The 15422-nt window shown below is 48.5% G+C and carries 15 protein-coding genes and 2 rRNA genes; 15 read left to right on the top strand and 2 right to left on the bottom strand.

The features are described 5' to 3' along the window. The 5 genes from FE783_RS17230 to FE783_RS17210 all read left to right on the top strand — a co-directional run. A 23S ribosomal RNA gene (locus FE783_RS17230) occupies positions 1-129 on the top strand; the annotation flags it as partial. 148 nt (positions 130-277) lie between these two features. After that, positions 278-393 (top strand): 5S ribosomal RNA (gene rrf / locus FE783_RS17225). 432 nt (positions 394-825) lie between these two features. Continuing rightward, positions 826-2304, top strand: a complete 1479-nt coding sequence (gene abc-f, locus FE783_RS17220; protein WP_138880612.1) for a ribosomal protection-like ABC-F family protein — start codon at positions 826-828, stop codon at positions 2302-2304. 141 nt (positions 2305-2445) lie between these two features. Next, entirely contained in the window at positions 2446-2922 is a 477-nt protein-coding gene (locus tag FE783_RS17215; protein ID WP_138880611.1) for a VOC family protein, read from the top strand. 29 nt (positions 2923-2951) lie between these two features. Continuing rightward, the gene (locus tag FE783_RS17210; RefSeq protein WP_138880610.1) at positions 2952-3392 is read left to right on the top strand and encodes a VOC family protein; all 441 of its coding nucleotides are present in this window, start codon (positions 2952-2954) and stop codon (positions 3390-3392) included. A gap of 146 nt (positions 3393-3538) precedes the next feature. Here FE783_RS17210 and FE783_RS17205 read toward each other — a convergent pair whose 3' ends face one another. Then, the gene (locus tag FE783_RS17205) at positions 3539-4411 is read right to left on the bottom strand and encodes a LysR family transcriptional regulator (RefSeq protein ID WP_274381451.1); all 873 of its coding nucleotides are present in this window, start codon (positions 4409-4411) and stop codon (positions 3539-3541) included. Between the two features lie 235 nt (positions 4412-4646). Here FE783_RS17205 and FE783_RS17200 point away from each other — a divergent pair, with 235 nt between their 5' ends. From FE783_RS17200 to FE783_RS17160, 9 genes are all read left to right on the top strand, one after another. Further along, entirely contained in the window at positions 4647-5894 is a 1248-nt protein-coding gene (locus FE783_RS17200; protein ID WP_138880608.1) for a right-handed parallel beta-helix repeat-containing protein, read from the top strand. Between the two features lie 25 nt (positions 5895-5919). Further along, positions 5920-6447 carry a right-handed parallel beta-helix repeat-containing protein gene (locus FE783_RS17195; protein ID WP_158301876.1) on the top strand — a complete coding sequence of 176 codons (528 nt, stop codon included), beginning with the start codon at positions 5920-5922 and terminating at the stop codon, positions 6445-6447. Positions 6448-6623: 176 nt separating this feature from the next. Then, positions 6624-7844: an extracellular solute-binding protein gene (locus FE783_RS17190; protein WP_158301875.1), complete on the top strand. Its 1221-nt coding sequence runs from the start codon at positions 6624-6626 to the stop codon at positions 7842-7844. Between the two features lie 207 nt (positions 7845-8051). Continuing rightward, positions 8052-8507 carry a hypothetical protein gene (locus FE783_RS17185; RefSeq protein ID WP_138880605.1) on the top strand — a complete coding sequence of 152 codons (456 nt, stop codon included), beginning with the start codon at positions 8052-8054 and terminating at the stop codon, positions 8505-8507. 84 nt (positions 8508-8591) lie between these two features. Beyond that, entirely contained in the window at positions 8592-9077 is a 486-nt protein-coding gene (locus FE783_RS17180) for a DinB family protein (protein WP_138880604.1), read from the top strand. Between the two features lie 175 nt (positions 9078-9252). Next, positions 9253-9864: a hypothetical protein gene (locus FE783_RS17175; RefSeq protein ID WP_138880603.1), complete on the top strand. Its 612-nt coding sequence runs from the start codon at positions 9253-9255 to the stop codon at positions 9862-9864. Between the two features lie 190 nt (positions 9865-10054). Continuing rightward, positions 10055-10930 carry a YheC/YheD family protein gene (locus tag FE783_RS17170; RefSeq protein WP_158301874.1) on the top strand — a complete coding sequence of 292 codons (876 nt, stop codon included), beginning with the start codon at positions 10055-10057 and terminating at the stop codon, positions 10928-10930. A 276-nt stretch (positions 10931-11206) separates the two neighbouring features. Beyond that, a complete protein-coding gene (locus FE783_RS17165) occupies positions 11207-11692 on the top strand; it encodes an RrF2 family transcriptional regulator (RefSeq protein ID WP_138880630.1) in 486 nt (161 codons plus the stop codon). Between the two features lie 57 nt (positions 11693-11749). Continuing rightward, complete coding sequence (locus FE783_RS17160) at positions 11750-12667, top strand: NAD(P)/FAD-dependent oxidoreductase (protein WP_138880601.1); 918 nt, start codon at positions 11750-11752, stop codon at positions 12665-12667. A gap of 23 nt (positions 12668-12690) precedes the next feature. Here the strand turns inward: FE783_RS17160 and FE783_RS17155 are convergent, their stop codons facing one another. After that, positions 12691-13593 (bottom strand): helix-turn-helix domain-containing protein, encoded by a 903-nt coding sequence (locus tag FE783_RS17155; protein WP_138880600.1) that lies wholly within the window; start codon positions 13591-13593, stop codon positions 12691-12693. Between the two features lie 460 nt (positions 13594-14053). Here FE783_RS17155 and FE783_RS17150 point away from each other — a divergent pair, with 460 nt between their 5' ends. Continuing rightward, positions 14054-15406, top strand: coding sequence for an extracellular solute-binding protein (locus FE783_RS17150; protein WP_158301873.1), 1353 nt, complete (start codon positions 14054-14056; stop codon positions 15404-15406). The last annotated feature ends 16 nt before the right edge of the window (positions 15407-15422 follow it).

Below are 15422 nucleotides of genomic sequence, written 5' to 3'. Positions count from 1 at the left end.
GAAGCCCCCCTCAAGATGAGATTTCCCAATTCGTAAGACCCCTGGTAGACGACCAGGTTGATAGGTTCGGGGTGGAAGCGCGGCAACGCGTGCAGCTGACGAATACTAATCGGTCGAGGGCTTATCCCAAAGGTCCCCCAAAAGTGAAGCGAAGCGTTGTAGAGACGCCGAGTACTTTTGGGGGAGCCCCCGGAAAACCCATTCCGGGTAACATCGATGAAGCAACACTCGCTCGTTTCGCATTCAGTTTTCAGGGAATAAACCTTGAATAAATTCGTTTGGTGATGATGGCGGAGGGGATCCACGCGTTCCCATCCCGAACACGACCTTAAGCCCTTCAGCGCCGATGGTACTTGGACCGCAGGGTCCTGGGAGAGTAGGACGTTGCCATGCGAAAAACAAAAAGTCTCACAGTATGTGAGGCTTTTTTGTTTTTTTCGCTTGTCGGACTGGATGTCGTCGTCGTTCAGCAATGATCGAGCGGAACAAAAAGGTATAATGAAACTTTCCAGCATGTAAATGTTGAAATAACCGGTTCAAATGTGATACGATGCACTTACCTTACCTAATAGGAGTTGAAGAGGATAATGTAATCTTTCCTTGCTGTCCATGAACATAATAAAACAGGTATCTGCGGCATGCCATTAGCTGCAATCGCTTTGTTTTATTATGGATCGGCAAGAAGAAAGTTACTTATTCTTTTCCACTCAAACGAATAGGCCGATCGAGCTCCGCCGGAGTTGGATTTGCCGTATATTTATTTGAGCTACGAGAAAAGTAACTTTCTCGTAGCTTTTTCATTTCTTGTATAGGAGGATTTGTTCCATGTCTTTGATCCAAGTCAAGCATTTGACATTCGCTTATGACGGCAGCTATGACAACATATTTGAAGATGTAAGCTTTAACCTCGACACGGACTGGAAACTGGGATTTACCGGGAGGAACGGCCGGGGCAAGACGACGCTGCTGAATTTATTTCTGGGTAAATACGAGTACCGCGGATCGATATCCGCCCAGGTGCAGTTTGAATATTTTCCTTTCCACGTCGAGAATAAGGGACACAACACACTGGATGTCATCGGGGACTTTTATCCGGACTATGTCCATTGGGAGCTTATGAGGGAGATGTCCTTGCTCAAAGTTTCCGAGGATGTCTTGTACCGTCCTTTTGACTCCTTGTCCAACGGGGAGCAGACGAAGATGATGCTGGCCGCGCTGTTTCTGAAGGAAAACCGTTTTCTGTTAATCGATGAACCGACCAACCACTTGGATATGGAAGCACGGCACTTGGTCAGTCAGTATCTGAATATGAAGAGCGGATTTATTCTGGTCTCTCACGATCGAGCGTTTTTGGACAATTGCGTCGACCATATTTTATCGATTAACAAAACGAACATCGAAATTCAGAAAGGTAACTTTTCGGACTGGTGGGAACGGAAAGAAAGACAGGACCAATACGAACTCGCGGAAAACGATAAGCTGAAAAAAGATATCAAGCGTCTGGCGCAAGCCGCGGAACGTACGAGCGGCTGGTCGCATGAAGTGGAGATGACCAAAAACGGCACGCGCAATTCCGGCTCCAAAGTCGATAAAGGATATATCGGCCATAAAGCGGCCAAAATGATGAAACGATCCAAAAATCTTGAACATCGACAACATTCCGCAATCGAGGAGAAGTCGGCGCTTTTGAGAAATGTAGAAAGCTCCGAAAGTCTAATGCTGTCCCAGCTGTCGTATCACAAAAGCCAGCTCGCCGAGCTAGACCGAGTGTCGATCCATTACGGAGACAAAACGGTATGCGCGGATGTAAGCTTTACGATTGAAAAGGGCGAGCGGATCGCGCTTTCCGGCAGAAACGGCACCGGTAAATCGAGCATCCTTAAGCTGATCGTCGGGGAAGATATTCCGTATACGGGAGTATTTCGAATGGGCAGTCAGCTGAAAATATCGTATGTATCGCAGGACACCTCGCATTTGCAGGGGACTTTAACCGACTATGCGAGAGACCAGGGGATCGATGAAAGTCTCTTCAAAGCGATACTCCGTAAGCTGGATTTTTCCCGCATCCAATTCGAAAAAGACATTTCGTCCTTCAGCGGCGGCCAGAAAAAGAAAGTGCTGATTGCCAAAAGCTTGTGCGAGGAAGCTCATTTGCATGTTTGGGATGAACCGCTGAACTTTATAGATGTCATTTCTCGAATGCAAATCGAGCAGCTGCTGATGGAGCATAATCCGACGATCGTGTTTGTCGAGCACGACCGAGAATTTTGCAACAATATTGCAACGAAAATCGTGAAACTGTAATGCCAGTTAAGTCTTAATTCCAACATCGCCTCCTGTCGGCGATGTTTTTTTATTTTTGTGTTGGGAAATCGTTTACAAGGGAACAAATGTACGGTATTATAGCTGTATGTTGGTAATTATTTCTAGCGGAGGGGATATTGTTTGAGTCAAAACCAAGCGGAAGATATTCAATTGGAAAGCAAGCTGGAGGATATTACGGGAATTACATGTATTTACGTCCCGGTGCAGGATGTCTATGAATCCGTTCAATGGTATCGCAAAAATTTAGGCTGCAGACAACCTAGCAGATTTGAACCCGTCCAGCCTGGGGCCGGAATAGCGATCTTGCGATTTCCCGATGAGCAGGATAAGTTGCCGGGGGCAGGTCTAAGAACAACGGTACCGGCTATGTTTCTGATCCAATCGGGGTCCGAGGGCGGCCGATTAGGTTTTACCAACAATAATGGCGATCGCGTCCCTGTCGGCTGTTTCATTACGCCGCGCATCCAGTTGCTGTTCGATCGGTTTAAAGAGAACGGGGTGCGCATTGCAAGCGATATTCCGGAAGGGCGGGAATGCGGACCTAACTTTCAGTTCTATGATCCGGATGGGAATTTGTGGGAAGTGTGGCAGCCTTAAACGTTTATCCTAGAGAAGGTGGTTGCAGCATGTTTCATTCTGAAATCGACAATTCAATCATCCAGGAAGTTAATTTCATTCATTTGCCTGTCAGTAATGTTGATGAAGCTGTAAATTGGTACGTAAAGCATCTAGGGTGCAAAGGTGCTCATAAAGTTCATGATGGATTAGCAAGTGTAAATCTTCCATCAGGTCCAACTTTGCTGTTTATTCAGACTCAGCACGAAGAACGTGCAAAGTTTTTGAATAGAGGCCGAGATTACTCCATCGCAGGATTTATAACAAAAGATATAGAAAAGGCTTTTGCGTCGTTAAAGGAAAATGGCGTTCGCGTACTTAATTATAGGGATGAAGGCGACGTGGGTAAGTTCTTTGATTTTTATGATCTTGATGGAAATATGTTCACTATATGGGGATGCCCCATTGATGATTATAACAGCTCGTTAAATAAATCCGGTGAAGCATTATAGCGAATCGAAATGAAGCTGGAATCCATTGCACTACCGAATAATGTATCGGAGGAGAGACAAGAATATATATCGTATGTGATCCGACTGAAGAGGCGTTATTATTTTATGCGATATATGTTCTTGTCCTATTTGCATTGTCAATATAGTTAGTCATGCCTAACATTCCCGCTCACGATGTACTCCTGATATGGTTCGTAAACAAGCGGTACAAGTTGTGATTGGAGTTCTCCATCAGCCAGACGAGGGTCGATATCGTACTCGGGAGGCTGCTTGGCGAGCGTAACCGGAATCCCGACAATCGAGCCATCGTCCAGCTTCGCTTGTATCGCATACCGGGGCAAATAAGCAATGCCGAGACGTCGGATAATAAAACGTTTGCAAACCTCGAAGTTGTTCGTCTCCATCATGATTTCCGAGGCTTGGCCGTACTCATGGTAAAATTGATCGATTATTTTTTGATCGCCTGCGCCATTGTACATATAGACCATTTTCTCTCCGCTCAAGTCGGCGGGCACGAGCTGTTTCCGTTTCGTCAGCGGGTGATTCGGATAGACGGCCAGAATGAAGTTGCCGGCTATTAATTTGCAATACGAAAGCGCGGGATGGCGGATGGAACGTATAAACCCCAAATGCACTTCGCGGTCTATGATTTGCTGAACCGAATCTTCCGGTGATAACGATTTCACAAATAAACGAACTTTCGGGTGCTTCTCCATAAAGGAGACCACCTTCTCTCCGTACAGCAGCGAAGCATGATAAAACATGCTGACCGTCAGCTTCCCCTCGGGCTCCTCGGAACGGTTGCGTATTTTCTCCAAGCCGCGATTCCAGCTGTTCAATATTTCGACCGCATAAGGGAGGAAGTCATGCCCGGCATCAGTTAACGTCATTTGGCGGTTTTTATTGACGAACAGCCTCTCATTCAATTCTTTCTCCAACGATTGAATCCGGTGCGTGACAGTAGGCTGAGAACAAAAAAAGAATTTCCGACGCTTGGCTGACGCTTCTCGTACGGGCAACGCACAAAAAAGCTTCAAGCAGATCTTTGTTCAATAAGGCCGCCTCCCGTCTCGGAATGGATGCCTCATTGTACCATGAATCCAATAAATGCAAAATATGAATACGAAACGGACGATGAATTAATAAATTTAATAACGAAAGAAAGCGGTTGCAGAAATCGATTACAGTTACTAATATGAATGGTGAGAGGACTAATGAAGTTGCAGAATATAAACTTAATAAGGAGGAATGTGAATGCGGAATTACATGCCGGATTCGGACTTGACCGAACAAACAAACCTCGCGGAACGGGAAGCGGGGGTAACGCCTAGTCTTAGCAGAAGGAAACTGCTTGCTTCGCTTGGGATTGCTGGGGCAACGGCAGTCGCGGCGGAAGTGTTGGGAATGAGGAATGTTGTTTTCGGGAAAAAAGACGGAGTTACCGATGCCGTATATGATGAGAACGGCAAGCTCCGGCTGCCTGATCTATTGGCGATGAATTTCGTTCTGCCGGTTACGGCGGCTCAGTTGAGAAGCGAAACGAATCCGATGCCCAATTGGATGTACTACGTACGGGACGCCGGAAAGGAAGGGTATTTTTATTATGACGCTGCGGATACCGCGTCACCCGACAACACGGGGACCGTTCTGGTGTCGATAAGCGGGGCCAGGTTCAAGAGAGTCGTCGAAGATGGTGTAGTGAATGTCCAATGGTTCGGCGCTACAGGGAACGGGGTTACGGACGATGCGCCCGCCATACAGGCCGCCCTTCACGCAGTTCCGCAGGCGGGAGGAACGTTGTTGTTTCCGCCTACGGAGTCGTATTACGCTCTCAAAAGCCAAGGTATATGGATAGAAAACCGGAGTCATCTATCGCTAACATCCTCAGGGGCAATCATCAAGTACAAGGACGGCGTTCCGGATGTGAGGGATACGACCCGGAAATACAGCAATATCGTCATGCAAAATTGCAAGCATATCAAGCTGGAAGGTCTTGTCCTGCACGGGAATATATCCAATCGGCAGGCGTTGTCCGGCGGCGAGAGCTTTCAATCGTGCCTGACCTTAATAAGCTGCGAGAACGTGCTGATCCGTCATTGCACGTTTACCGAAGGGATGACCGACGGAATATACGTTGGCGGGATCTATTCGGGCTCACCTTCTACGGGAACCGTCTCGCTTAGCAAGAACATCTTGATCGATTTTTGCGCAATATCGCGCTGCCGCAGAAATAATATATCGATCGTCGCCGCGGATGGCGTCACCGTATCGAACTGTTCGGTGACGGATGCGGGAACGATCCAAGGCACGAATCCGAAATGCGGGATCGATGTAGAACCGAACAAAGGATGGTTCGGTACATGCAAGCGAATACGGCTGCAAAACAATACGATCGAGAATAGCGCGGGTTCTTACGGCGTAAGCTTCGGGGGAAGCGGTCACGAAGATGTTCATGTGGACGGCAACCGGATTGCCTACAATAATACGGGGCTAAATTTTTAACAATAATGCGAATGTACCGGATAGTGTGCGCGTCAAAGTAACGAACAATACGTTCAGTCGGAACGTGAATGGGATGAGGCTGGTTCAGAAAAATGTGGACGTCGTAAGCGGAAATTTATTTACCAACAATTCAGGCGTCGGATTGATCCTGTTTGCCGTCGACGGGGTTCTGGTTACCCAAAATAAATTTATCCGCAACGAAGGGTACGGGATAAGCGGAGGGCACCGTACGGACGTTTCCGTGCAAATCTATTCCGTATATATGACCGATAACATTTTCGAGGATAATGCTCCCCAAACAACGGCATCATCCAGCGGATTTTCGGCAAGACTTTACGTTCGGAACGAAAGCTCGATAGTCGTTTTTAACAACAATGTGCAGTACAGCACCCCGTCGGCTCCATTCAAAATGAGAGGGATTTCGGTCGACAAAGACTGCATTGCCCGGGCAAACAACAACATGTCCAAAAATTTATACGACAACGATAATCCGCATGCGCGATTTGCGGGCGTAGGCAATTACTCTGTGAATGCTACAGTACCGCAGTTGTGAAGTAATCGATTGAAGTGACCATCAAAGTTCAACATGATTTACAATGGGGGGCGTTATCCTTAGTCAAACAAAAAATTGGAATGATAATTGCCGGTTCTACGGCTGCCCTTACTTTCATAACCGGGTGCAGCGGAGGTTCGGGAGGACAAGAAGCTCGGGATAAGTCGGGTACACCCGTGCCAGCCGCGGTCGATTATACGAAGGAGCCTTTGGAGGTTGTCATTCAGGATTTGGCTGGGGGCTCCGACGAACCGTTCGAGAAAACGTATGGACAATATATCCGGAAGAAATTTCCGAATATGAAAGTCAGCTTCATTCAGAGCAAGCAGGGAACGAGACTGCAAGATCTGATCACGACCGGCCAAAATGTCGATCTTGTATACGCATCGCTGGAGACGATATCCAGTCCGCTGCTCGGCACGGGCATGCAGTTCGATATGACAAGTCTGATCAAGACGCATGGCGTTGACCTGTCCAAGTTCGAGCAGACGACGATCGATGCGGTGAGAACGATGGGGGAAGGAAACATATACTACCTTCCCGTCCTGACGATGGTTCAAGTTTTATTTTACAACAAAGAGATATTCAATAAGCTTGGCGTTGCCTATCCGAAAGACGGGATGACATGGGATGATCTGCACGAGCTCAATATGAAGCTGACCCGCTCGAACGGCGGCGTCAACTACATGGGGTACTCGGCGTCGCCGAACCATATTTTACGGATGAATCAAATGTCTGTGCCTTTCTACGACCCGAAGACGAAAAAACCGATGTTTACGGATGAGCGATGGAAGAAAGCGCTCGAGCTGTACTTCATGAACGAGGCGACCAGCAACTATAAGTCCTGGTCCTTGGCCAAGAAGAAGCTGCCGTACTATACGGAAATGACCGCTTCGCAGGAGCTTGCGATGATGGTGTTCAATTCGCAATTTCCGTTCGACGGACCGCAATATGTCAAGGACATCGACTGGGATCTAGTATCGCTGCCGACGCTCAAGGACAAGCCGAAGATCGGCTCGCAGGCTTCGCCAAGAATGTTCGCCATTACGAATACAGCCCAAAACAAAGCCGCCGCTATGGAGGTAATCAAATATTTGACCTCGCCGGAGATGCAGACGGAGTATTCCAAGCAAGGATTTATGACCGTGCTTAACGACGATAACATAAAGAAGCTGATCGGAAGCGAAAGCCAGTTCAAGGACAAAAACTGGAAAGCGGTTTATGTGAATGAGATCGCACCGAAATCGTATCAAAGCATTTACGACGGCGACCTGCTGCAAAAATATTTAACGCCGAACATACTCAAGATCGTGAACGGGGAGATGGATGTAAATACGGCGTCGCGCGACGCGCAGGAGCAGAGCGGGAAGTTCATCGAGGCGGAGATGAAAAAATAATCGTAAATAGGAACTCTCGGCGGCGATCGCCGGTCACGTGATTCAAAGGTCACGCGGGCCGGCGATTTGTTTTTTCGTTCGATTTGACAAAAAGATCGCAGCCGATACGAATGCTTTAATGATGTAGTAAAAACGTTTGAAACAGTTGATCCGTTTCACCGGAAAGGATGTGCTCGAATGAATCGACATACGATAACGGAACAAGAGATGATGGAAGAAGCAGCGTTGTTTCAAGAGATTTATCCGGTTTTCATTGAAGAGGTTGACAGGATCGAGGCCGCTCGCGGCAAACTGAGCGAGTTTCAACTAATGCGCGCTGCCGCTCGCGGCAAAGACATTATGGGCCATTTGAGCTGGGAACGCCGCCAAACTGTAAATGCCATTTTTGAAACGTATATCGATATATATCGAAACTATGGGCGAGAAGATGCCGACGAATGGGTTGTTCTGACGTTAGGAAGCAGCCGCAAGGCGATAATCGAGCGCGGATATAAGCATAACTGGGAATACCCGGGGAACAGCGAACCGAACGTGGGGTCGAGAATCGAGGAATTGTCACGCCTATTGCTAGAGAAAGAGGCCGAGTTGCTTTGGATTCACCGCGAGCTTAGCCTATTGCAAGGCATGATAACTCCCGTCAAAAAAACGGATGAAGACACGTAAATCCGAAAAGTTAGCAATTCAGAAGAAACCGTCTCCTGAAGCATACCCTATAATTGGGATATGCTGACCAAGGAGGAGATTGCTTTGAGTATCGCAAAGGATTTGTTGGAGGAGCTGCGGCGGGAGGCGCTGAATACTCGCCGTGTCATGGAGCGCATCCCGGAAGCCAGCATGTCCTGGAAGCCGCACCCCAAATCGATGTCAATCGGACAGTTGGCCTTGCATACGGCCGGATTGCCTGGAGGACTGGCCTCGCTGCTGAATGCCCCGGATCGCGAAGTGCCGACCGTGCCTCTCCCGGAAGCGGTATCCGTTTCGGAGCTTGTCGCAGTGTTGGAGGAACAATTAGCCGCAGCGGAGGATATCCTTCGTTCATGGGGAGACGAAGGTCTTCGCGAGACCTTTAGATGGACTGTGCAAGGCGCAGTCATAATCGAGTCTTCGCGTCTCGAGCAGGTGCGTTCGGTTCTTCTCAACCACTGGTACCATCATCGTGGGCAATTGACAGTGTATCTTCGGTTGCTTGATGTGCCGGTACCAGCTATTTATGGCCCCAGTGCCGATGAGTGAAAATGAAATGATAACAGACCCGGACGCGCAATGTCCGGGTCTTGTTGTCTATTTCACAAAACAGTCAGCCTTTGCTTCTTGATGTCCAAACTACTACCTAGAACGGCGTTTGCATTAGCTGCATATTCTAAGCTTGACTTGACTTGGTAAATAAAAATATAGGGAGGCATCCATAATGGAGTACAACAGTAATAGCGGAGTTAAATATAATCTTCCGAGTGGCGGTCCGAAACCTAAGCCTAAACAGAACCCAAAACCGAAACCGAAATCGGCAAGACTCCTCGCAAGCTCGTTCACTCCGATCATGAACCCCGATGCGGCTTATCAAAGCTCTACCCAAAATGTGGATTTTTCTGGTTTACCGTTCGGTGCACAAATTACTTTCGTGGCGGACGGAATTCAGACGGTAACGTTCAGTTCCGCCATGAACAAAGTCGGGCCAGTTCCAAACGGATGGGCAACCTGGTCTTCGCCTCCTTTCTCGGAAAGCGCCAATCCTTTCGTCCTAACTTCCAATGACGCAACAGTATTGACATGGACCTTGACCCGGCCGTCCGTCATTTTCGGGTTTGAACTGGAGCCTGATCCCTTTGCGGTGATTCATTTTAACGTAGATTTCTTTTCCGGTGCCACTCTTATCGGAAGCGTAACAAGGGATGTGAACGGGGAAGGCGGAGCACGCTTGTTTGCCGCGCAGACGAATGGCTCATTCGATCGTGTTGTCATCACAGGCGAGTCCGGTTTTGCGGTTGCCCAAATCAGATACGCCTTAAGAGGCCCCAAATAAGATGAAACCTCAGCAAGTGAAACCGGTCATAGGGATTTGCGTCGGAGGAAGGAGCGGAAATCGGTTCAATCACGTAGAACGGCTGATCGGCTCGCGGATGGAAAGATATTCGCCGGCCGAAGCCGATCTCATTGTGTTCCATTTGAACGATCTGAATCCGGAGCGGAAGAGCGTGACAGGATTACACTGCATGAAGAAGGGCAGTTCATTAGTGTGGGAGAGGCGCACGCTTCGCCTTCCGGATGCGGTTTTTATCCAATGCCATGCCGACTCCAAAATGGTGAACCGGTTGGAACAAGCGATTGGCAAAAAGGTGTATAACAATGTGTTTTTGGATAAATGGCAGTGCTGGAAGTTCTTATATGATAATCCCGATTTCCGGCCGTTCCTTCCTATTTCCCAAAACCTGGTTTCCGTTGAAAGCCTCGAGTCTTTTTATAATGAGCATAAAGATGTTTTTATAAAGCCGGTTCGAGGATCGGGGGGAAATGGAATTGTGCGGGTGATTGCGCAGAAGGGAAAAAATACGATCAAAGCTATTTATCACAATCACAAAAAGTCGCGAATCCGTACATTCAAAGAATGGAATAGTATCTGGAATCATTTTTCCTTATCCCCGCATAGCCATATGATGCAAAAAAGCATGAAAACCGTCCAATGGAACGGGAAGCCGACCGATATCCGAGTAAACATCAATAAAAATGGTGAGGGCGCTTGGCAAGTATCGTGCCTTTTCTTCCGTGTAGCTTTAAACGGCAGTCATGTGGGTTGGGGAAGAGGCGTTCACTATATGGTAATGGATCCGAACTGGCTGCTGAAGGAAAAGATTGTTCGGGAGAAGAGCCTGAGTCAAATAGCCGGCCTGGGACTTTCCATTGGGAAATGCTTTGACGATCAAGGTTATCATATGGCGGATTTGGGCATTGATTTTGGTTTGGACCGGAAAGGCAATCCTTGGATTTTCGAAGTCAATCCGCTTCCGTCCCCGTTCGGGCCTCCGATCCTGGATCAATCCTGGACATCGCCCATTGAATACGGCGTTTATCTTGCCAGGAAGCACCATTAAACGGGGTTTCGAGATCCCAGTAGCGGTTGAGTCAACCGCATGTATCCAGTCATCTTCGAGTGTCGAGCCAGGCACAGATAATATTGCTACTAATTGCTGTGATGCTTGCTAGGGTCACGGCGTTTATTTTTTTAATCGCAATACGGGCATTATAGTGATAAAACGATAAAACTCCCGATTGACTAAAATCTTATTGCAGAATGAAGCCGGATAGTTTATTATGGACTTTGTAGATCCATAATAAACATGAATCCGTTGCGAAGGGAGGGAGCAGGCATACAGTATTCCAAAAGCACCGACTACGCGCTGCACGCCTTAATTCATTTGGGGCACTCGGAGCGTCGCAACAACATCGGGATTAAGGAGCTATCGGCAATACTCGGCGTTTCGGAAAGCTACTTGTCCAAAATCATGTCCAAGCTGAGGCAGGATGGCATCGTACGCGCCGTACCGGGAGTGAACGGCGGTTATGAGCTTGCGCGGCCGGCCGAACAGATCACTTTTCTTGACGTGATTCAAGTCATTGAAGGAAGACAGCAATTGTTCGAATGCTCAAATTCGAATTCGCGGCAGCATCGGATGCTGGCTGAAGATGGAGCTGTACAGCAGGATCAGGAACGCCCGGGAAAGAGCGAGTGTTTGGTCGAAAAGGTGATGATCGGCGCGGAACAGCATCTGCACCAATACTTGCGGGAACACACGATCCAGACCATTCTGGATGAGGCTATGAAGCGTAGCAACCATGAAGCGAACAAGAAGTGACACACTTCTTGCACTTTAATTATGGATATTGAAGATCCATGGAGGTGTAATGTTACTATGAAAAATCAACTTCTCGATGTGGCGATAATTGGAGGCGGCCCGGCAGGGTTGAACGCCGCCCTCGTGTTGGGGAGAGCCAGGAAAACGGTGGCGGTAATCGATGAAGGCCGTCCCCGCAACGCCGTGACTCGCGAAGTTCACGGGTTTCTTACCCGCGACGGGGTTAGCCCCGGTGAATTTCGGAGAATTGCGAAGGAAGAGCTCAGCGCCTATCCCTCCGTGTCTTTCGTGGCGGATACGGCCGTGTCGATTGCGGGAACGGACGGTCAGTTTCAAATTACGACTGCGAAAGGAAATACCTTTGCAAGCAAAAAACTGTTGTTTGCCGTTGGAATGAAAGATCGGCCGTTGGACATACCCGGACTGGCGGAAGCTTATGGAAAAAGTGCTTTTGTATGTCCGTATTGTGATGCCTGGGAATTAAGAGACGAGCCGCTTGTCGTCATAAACAAGGGAGCCGAGCTCATGCACTTCGCTCCACTCCTATCCGGATGGACGAACCGTTTTACAATTTGCACGAATGGCCCGGATGAGCTGACGGATGCCCAGCGCGAGGAGCTCCGGCAGCATCAAGTACCCATATTCGACTCGCCGATTCGGTACATCGAATCAAACGACGGTATTGTACGGCAAGTCGTTCTCGCAGACGGGATGTCCATTCTGTGCAGAGGGATTTTTTTTAAACCGGATCTGGTAATGGGCTCGAACTTGCCGCGAGAAATCGGATGCGACATCACGGAAGCGGGAATGATTGCCGTCGATGACTTTGGGAAGACGAGCGTTCCGGGCGTTTATAGCGCCGGGGATGCGTCCTCTCGACTGCATCAGGCCATTGCCGCCGCCTCAAAGGGCGCATTTACCGCCGCGGCCATGAATAATGAACTGAATACGGAGGCTTGGAGGCGAAACGGGTAAAATGAGCGCTCGGCATGACTTCCTCAACCGCCGATCCTTTTCGTACGTGCGAGAATGGACCTGGCGTATTCGGAGGGGGTCATGTCGGAGAGCCGTTTGAACTGTCTTGAAAAATGATGAACACTGCTGTAACCCAAGCTTTCAGCAATCGACGAAATATTCCCGTTTTCCTCGCGGATGAGCTGCTTGGCCCGGTCTATTTTCTGACGATTGAAATATTCCATCGCCCCGATGCCCGTATGTTCCTTAAATAACATTTTGAGTCCCGTGCGGCTGATCGCGAAAATGTCGCACAACTGGTCGAGAGTGTAATTATGGGCTATATGGCTTCGCAAAAAATGGATCATGTTCGAAAACGATTCGTCGCTTTGTTTTTCTCCGATTAAAGGCGCTTTTCTGCTTGCCCTTTGTTCCGCTCTTCTTCTGCGAATCAGACGAATCAAAAAAATTTCCAAATAATTGCGGATGAGCTGTTCTCCGCCAAAAACGGCGTCCTCTCGCTCATGCGGACACCCGGAAATATTGGGGGAATCGACAGGCGGATCGAACGCCAGCAATCCTTCCTGCACAATAAAGGATAGGATGCGGTACTCATCTTCCTGCAGCCGAAAATGGCATTCGCCTTCAAAAACGGACATGCAAGCCGAGTCGCATTCAAACGAAAGGATGATAATATTGGAGGTCGTCTTGTTCAACGCTCTGCCTCCGTGAAACAAATTCGGCATGAAGAACAAGATGTCTCCTTGTCTTAAATGATAAGTCCCCAGATCGGTAAAAAACTCCACTTCTCCTTTATCGATATAGATGAATTCCCAGAAATCGTGTTTCTCCCCTCGAGTATAAAAATGTTTGGACATTTCCCTGTAATAAAAGGTGACCAGCTTGCGAATGGACAGTTCTTCCTTCAAAACATATCTAGGACGCATAGTCCGGACTCCCCCTGATCCGATTGAAATCGTTTGCAATGAACTACAGCGAGCAGAACCGGTATGTTCCTATTATATTTCATGAACTTATCGGGTTAAAAGAGGGATTCGAGCTTTCGCGATTCTGCATCCATTGGGTACAAACCGGGAAATCGCAAGAGAATCCCGGAAAATCTATCAAATGGAGCCGAATGTTCTGACCGGAATGACAAAACGTTTGACCTTTGCGTCAAAGCTCTGTCCATGTTCTGGCATTATTATAAACAGTAAGAAAGTTGCCGGGAGGTGATGGGAGATTGGTCGTTGACCAAAGTTGGTAATCGATTTCTTACAAGGTGGAGATGAACACGGCACACTGGATCCGGAGGGATGTCCATACAGGAAGGCTAAGCAGTTGTTGTCAGGTCGGATCCGATCAATAAAATTGCGGTTGAATACAGCTTAACAGGGGGAAATGAAAATGGGATCGAAGGCGAAGAAAGCGAACATTTATTTACTTCCGGCTCTTGTTGCCGGGATAACGCTCATGGCATCGGGCTGCTCCGGTAGCGGTGGGGAGCAAGGGAAAGGAAGCGGCGGGTCGGGCGCGGATAGCGGCAGCCAAGCAGCCAAACGCGCGGAGCCGGTCGAGCTCGTTATTCATACGAACAACGGGGCAACACCGGAAAGCTTCGACGCTAACTACGGGGATCGGATCCGTAAAAAATTCCCCGATTACAAAATCACCTACATCCAGAGCAAAGCGGGCAGCACGCTGCAGGATTTACTCGCGACAGGGCAGCGGGTGGATCTATTGTTCCAGACGGATTCTTACTACTTTGAATTGGCCGAAGGCTCCAAGCTGGAATTCGATATGACCGATCTTGCCAAAAAACACGGTGTCGATCTTAACACGATCGAGCCCCGGCTGATAGAAAGCTTAAAAGCGTCGGGCGGCGGCAAGTTGTATGCGCTTCCGGTCAGCAACATGATTCAGGTCCTATATTACAACAAAGGGATTTTCGATAAATTCGGCGTTCCGTATCCGAAGGACGGGATGAGCTGGGATGAAGTTCACGAGCTGGCCAAAAAAGTGGACCGTGAAGACGGCGGTATATCTTATATCGGATTTACGGCTTCGCCGGCCCATATTTTGGGCAACAACCAGTACTCCATACCTTACGTGGATGCCAAGACGGAAAAACCGACGTTCCTCGATAGCACATGGAACAAACTGTTCGAGACTTACCTGTTGAACCCGGGAAAGACCGCAGGATACCAGAAGTTCGTAACGGGCAAAAAAAAGCTTCCGTATCGGCTTGAATTTACGGATACGCCAACGCTGGGCATGTTTGTATTCAACTCCAGCTTCCCGTTCTCGATACCGAATATCAATGACATCAATTGGGACTTGGTAGCGCTGCCTGCCTTCAAAGAGAAGCCGAAGGTCGGGTCGCAGTCGATGCCTGTCGTGTTCGGCATGACCTCGATGGCTAAAGACAAGGACGCGGCGATGGAGGTTATCAAATATTTGGTATCGGAAGAGGCCCAAATGTCCGAAGCCAAAAAAGGCAATATGCCGATTTTGACCAGCGAAGCGGTAAGGAAAGTATTTGCGCAGGATACGCCGTTTAAGGACAAAAATTGGGGGGCGCTGTATTATAACCAGATCGCTCCCGGCGTTGTGAAAAATCCATACTTGCTGTCGGTCGAGCGAGTACTCACTCCATACGTGCAGCAAGTAATCGAAGGGAAAAAGGATTTGAATACGGCACTGCGCGAAGCGCAAGAACAGGCGGAGAAGACGATCGCCGAGGCGAAGCTCAAAAAATAAATCCGGGCGACCGTTT

The sequence above is a fragment of the Paenibacillus mesophilus genome, assembly GCF_005938385.1.
Lineage (GTDB): Bacteria > Bacillota > Bacilli > Paenibacillales > NBRC-103111 > Paenibacillus_AB > Paenibacillus_AB mesophilus.
Note: the sequence above shows the minus strand (reverse complement) of the source record. Positions and strands in the feature narration are given on the sequence as shown.

What these genes read in the sequence shown, in the direction of transcription:
- abc-f (WP_138880612.1), top strand. Translation starts at nt 826, where the DNA reads ATGTCTTTGATCCAAGTCAAGCATTTGACATTCGCTTATGACGGCAGC.
- FE783_RS17210 (WP_138880610.1), top strand. Translation starts at nt 2,952, where the DNA reads ATGTTTCATTCTGAAATCGACAATTCAATCATCCAGGAAGTTAATTTC.
- FE783_RS17200 (WP_138880608.1), top strand. Translation starts at nt 4,647, where the DNA reads ATGCGGAATTACATGCCGGATTCGGACTTGACCGAACAAACAAACCTC.
- FE783_RS17185 (WP_138880605.1), top strand. Translation starts at nt 8,052, where the DNA reads ATGATGGAAGAAGCAGCGTTGTTTCAAGAGATTTATCCGGTTTTCATT.
- FE783_RS17175 (WP_138880603.1), top strand. Translation starts at nt 9,253, where the DNA reads ATGGAGTACAACAGTAATAGCGGAGTTAAATATAATCTTCCGAGTGGC.
- FE783_RS17170 (WP_158301874.1), top strand. Translation starts at nt 10,055, where the DNA reads ATGAAGAAGGGCAGTTCATTAGTGTGGGAGAGGCGCACGCTTCGCCTT.
- FE783_RS17160 (WP_138880601.1), top strand. Translation starts at nt 11,750, where the DNA reads ATGAAAAATCAACTTCTCGATGTGGCGATAATTGGAGGCGGCCCGGCA.
- FE783_RS17155 (WP_138880600.1), bottom strand. Translation starts at nt 13,593, where the DNA reads ATGCGTCCTAGATATGTTTTGAAGGAAGAACTGTCCATTCGCAAGCTG.
- FE783_RS17150 (WP_158301873.1), top strand. Translation starts at nt 14,054, where the DNA reads ATGGGATCGAAGGCGAAGAAAGCGAACATTTATTTACTTCCGGCTCTT.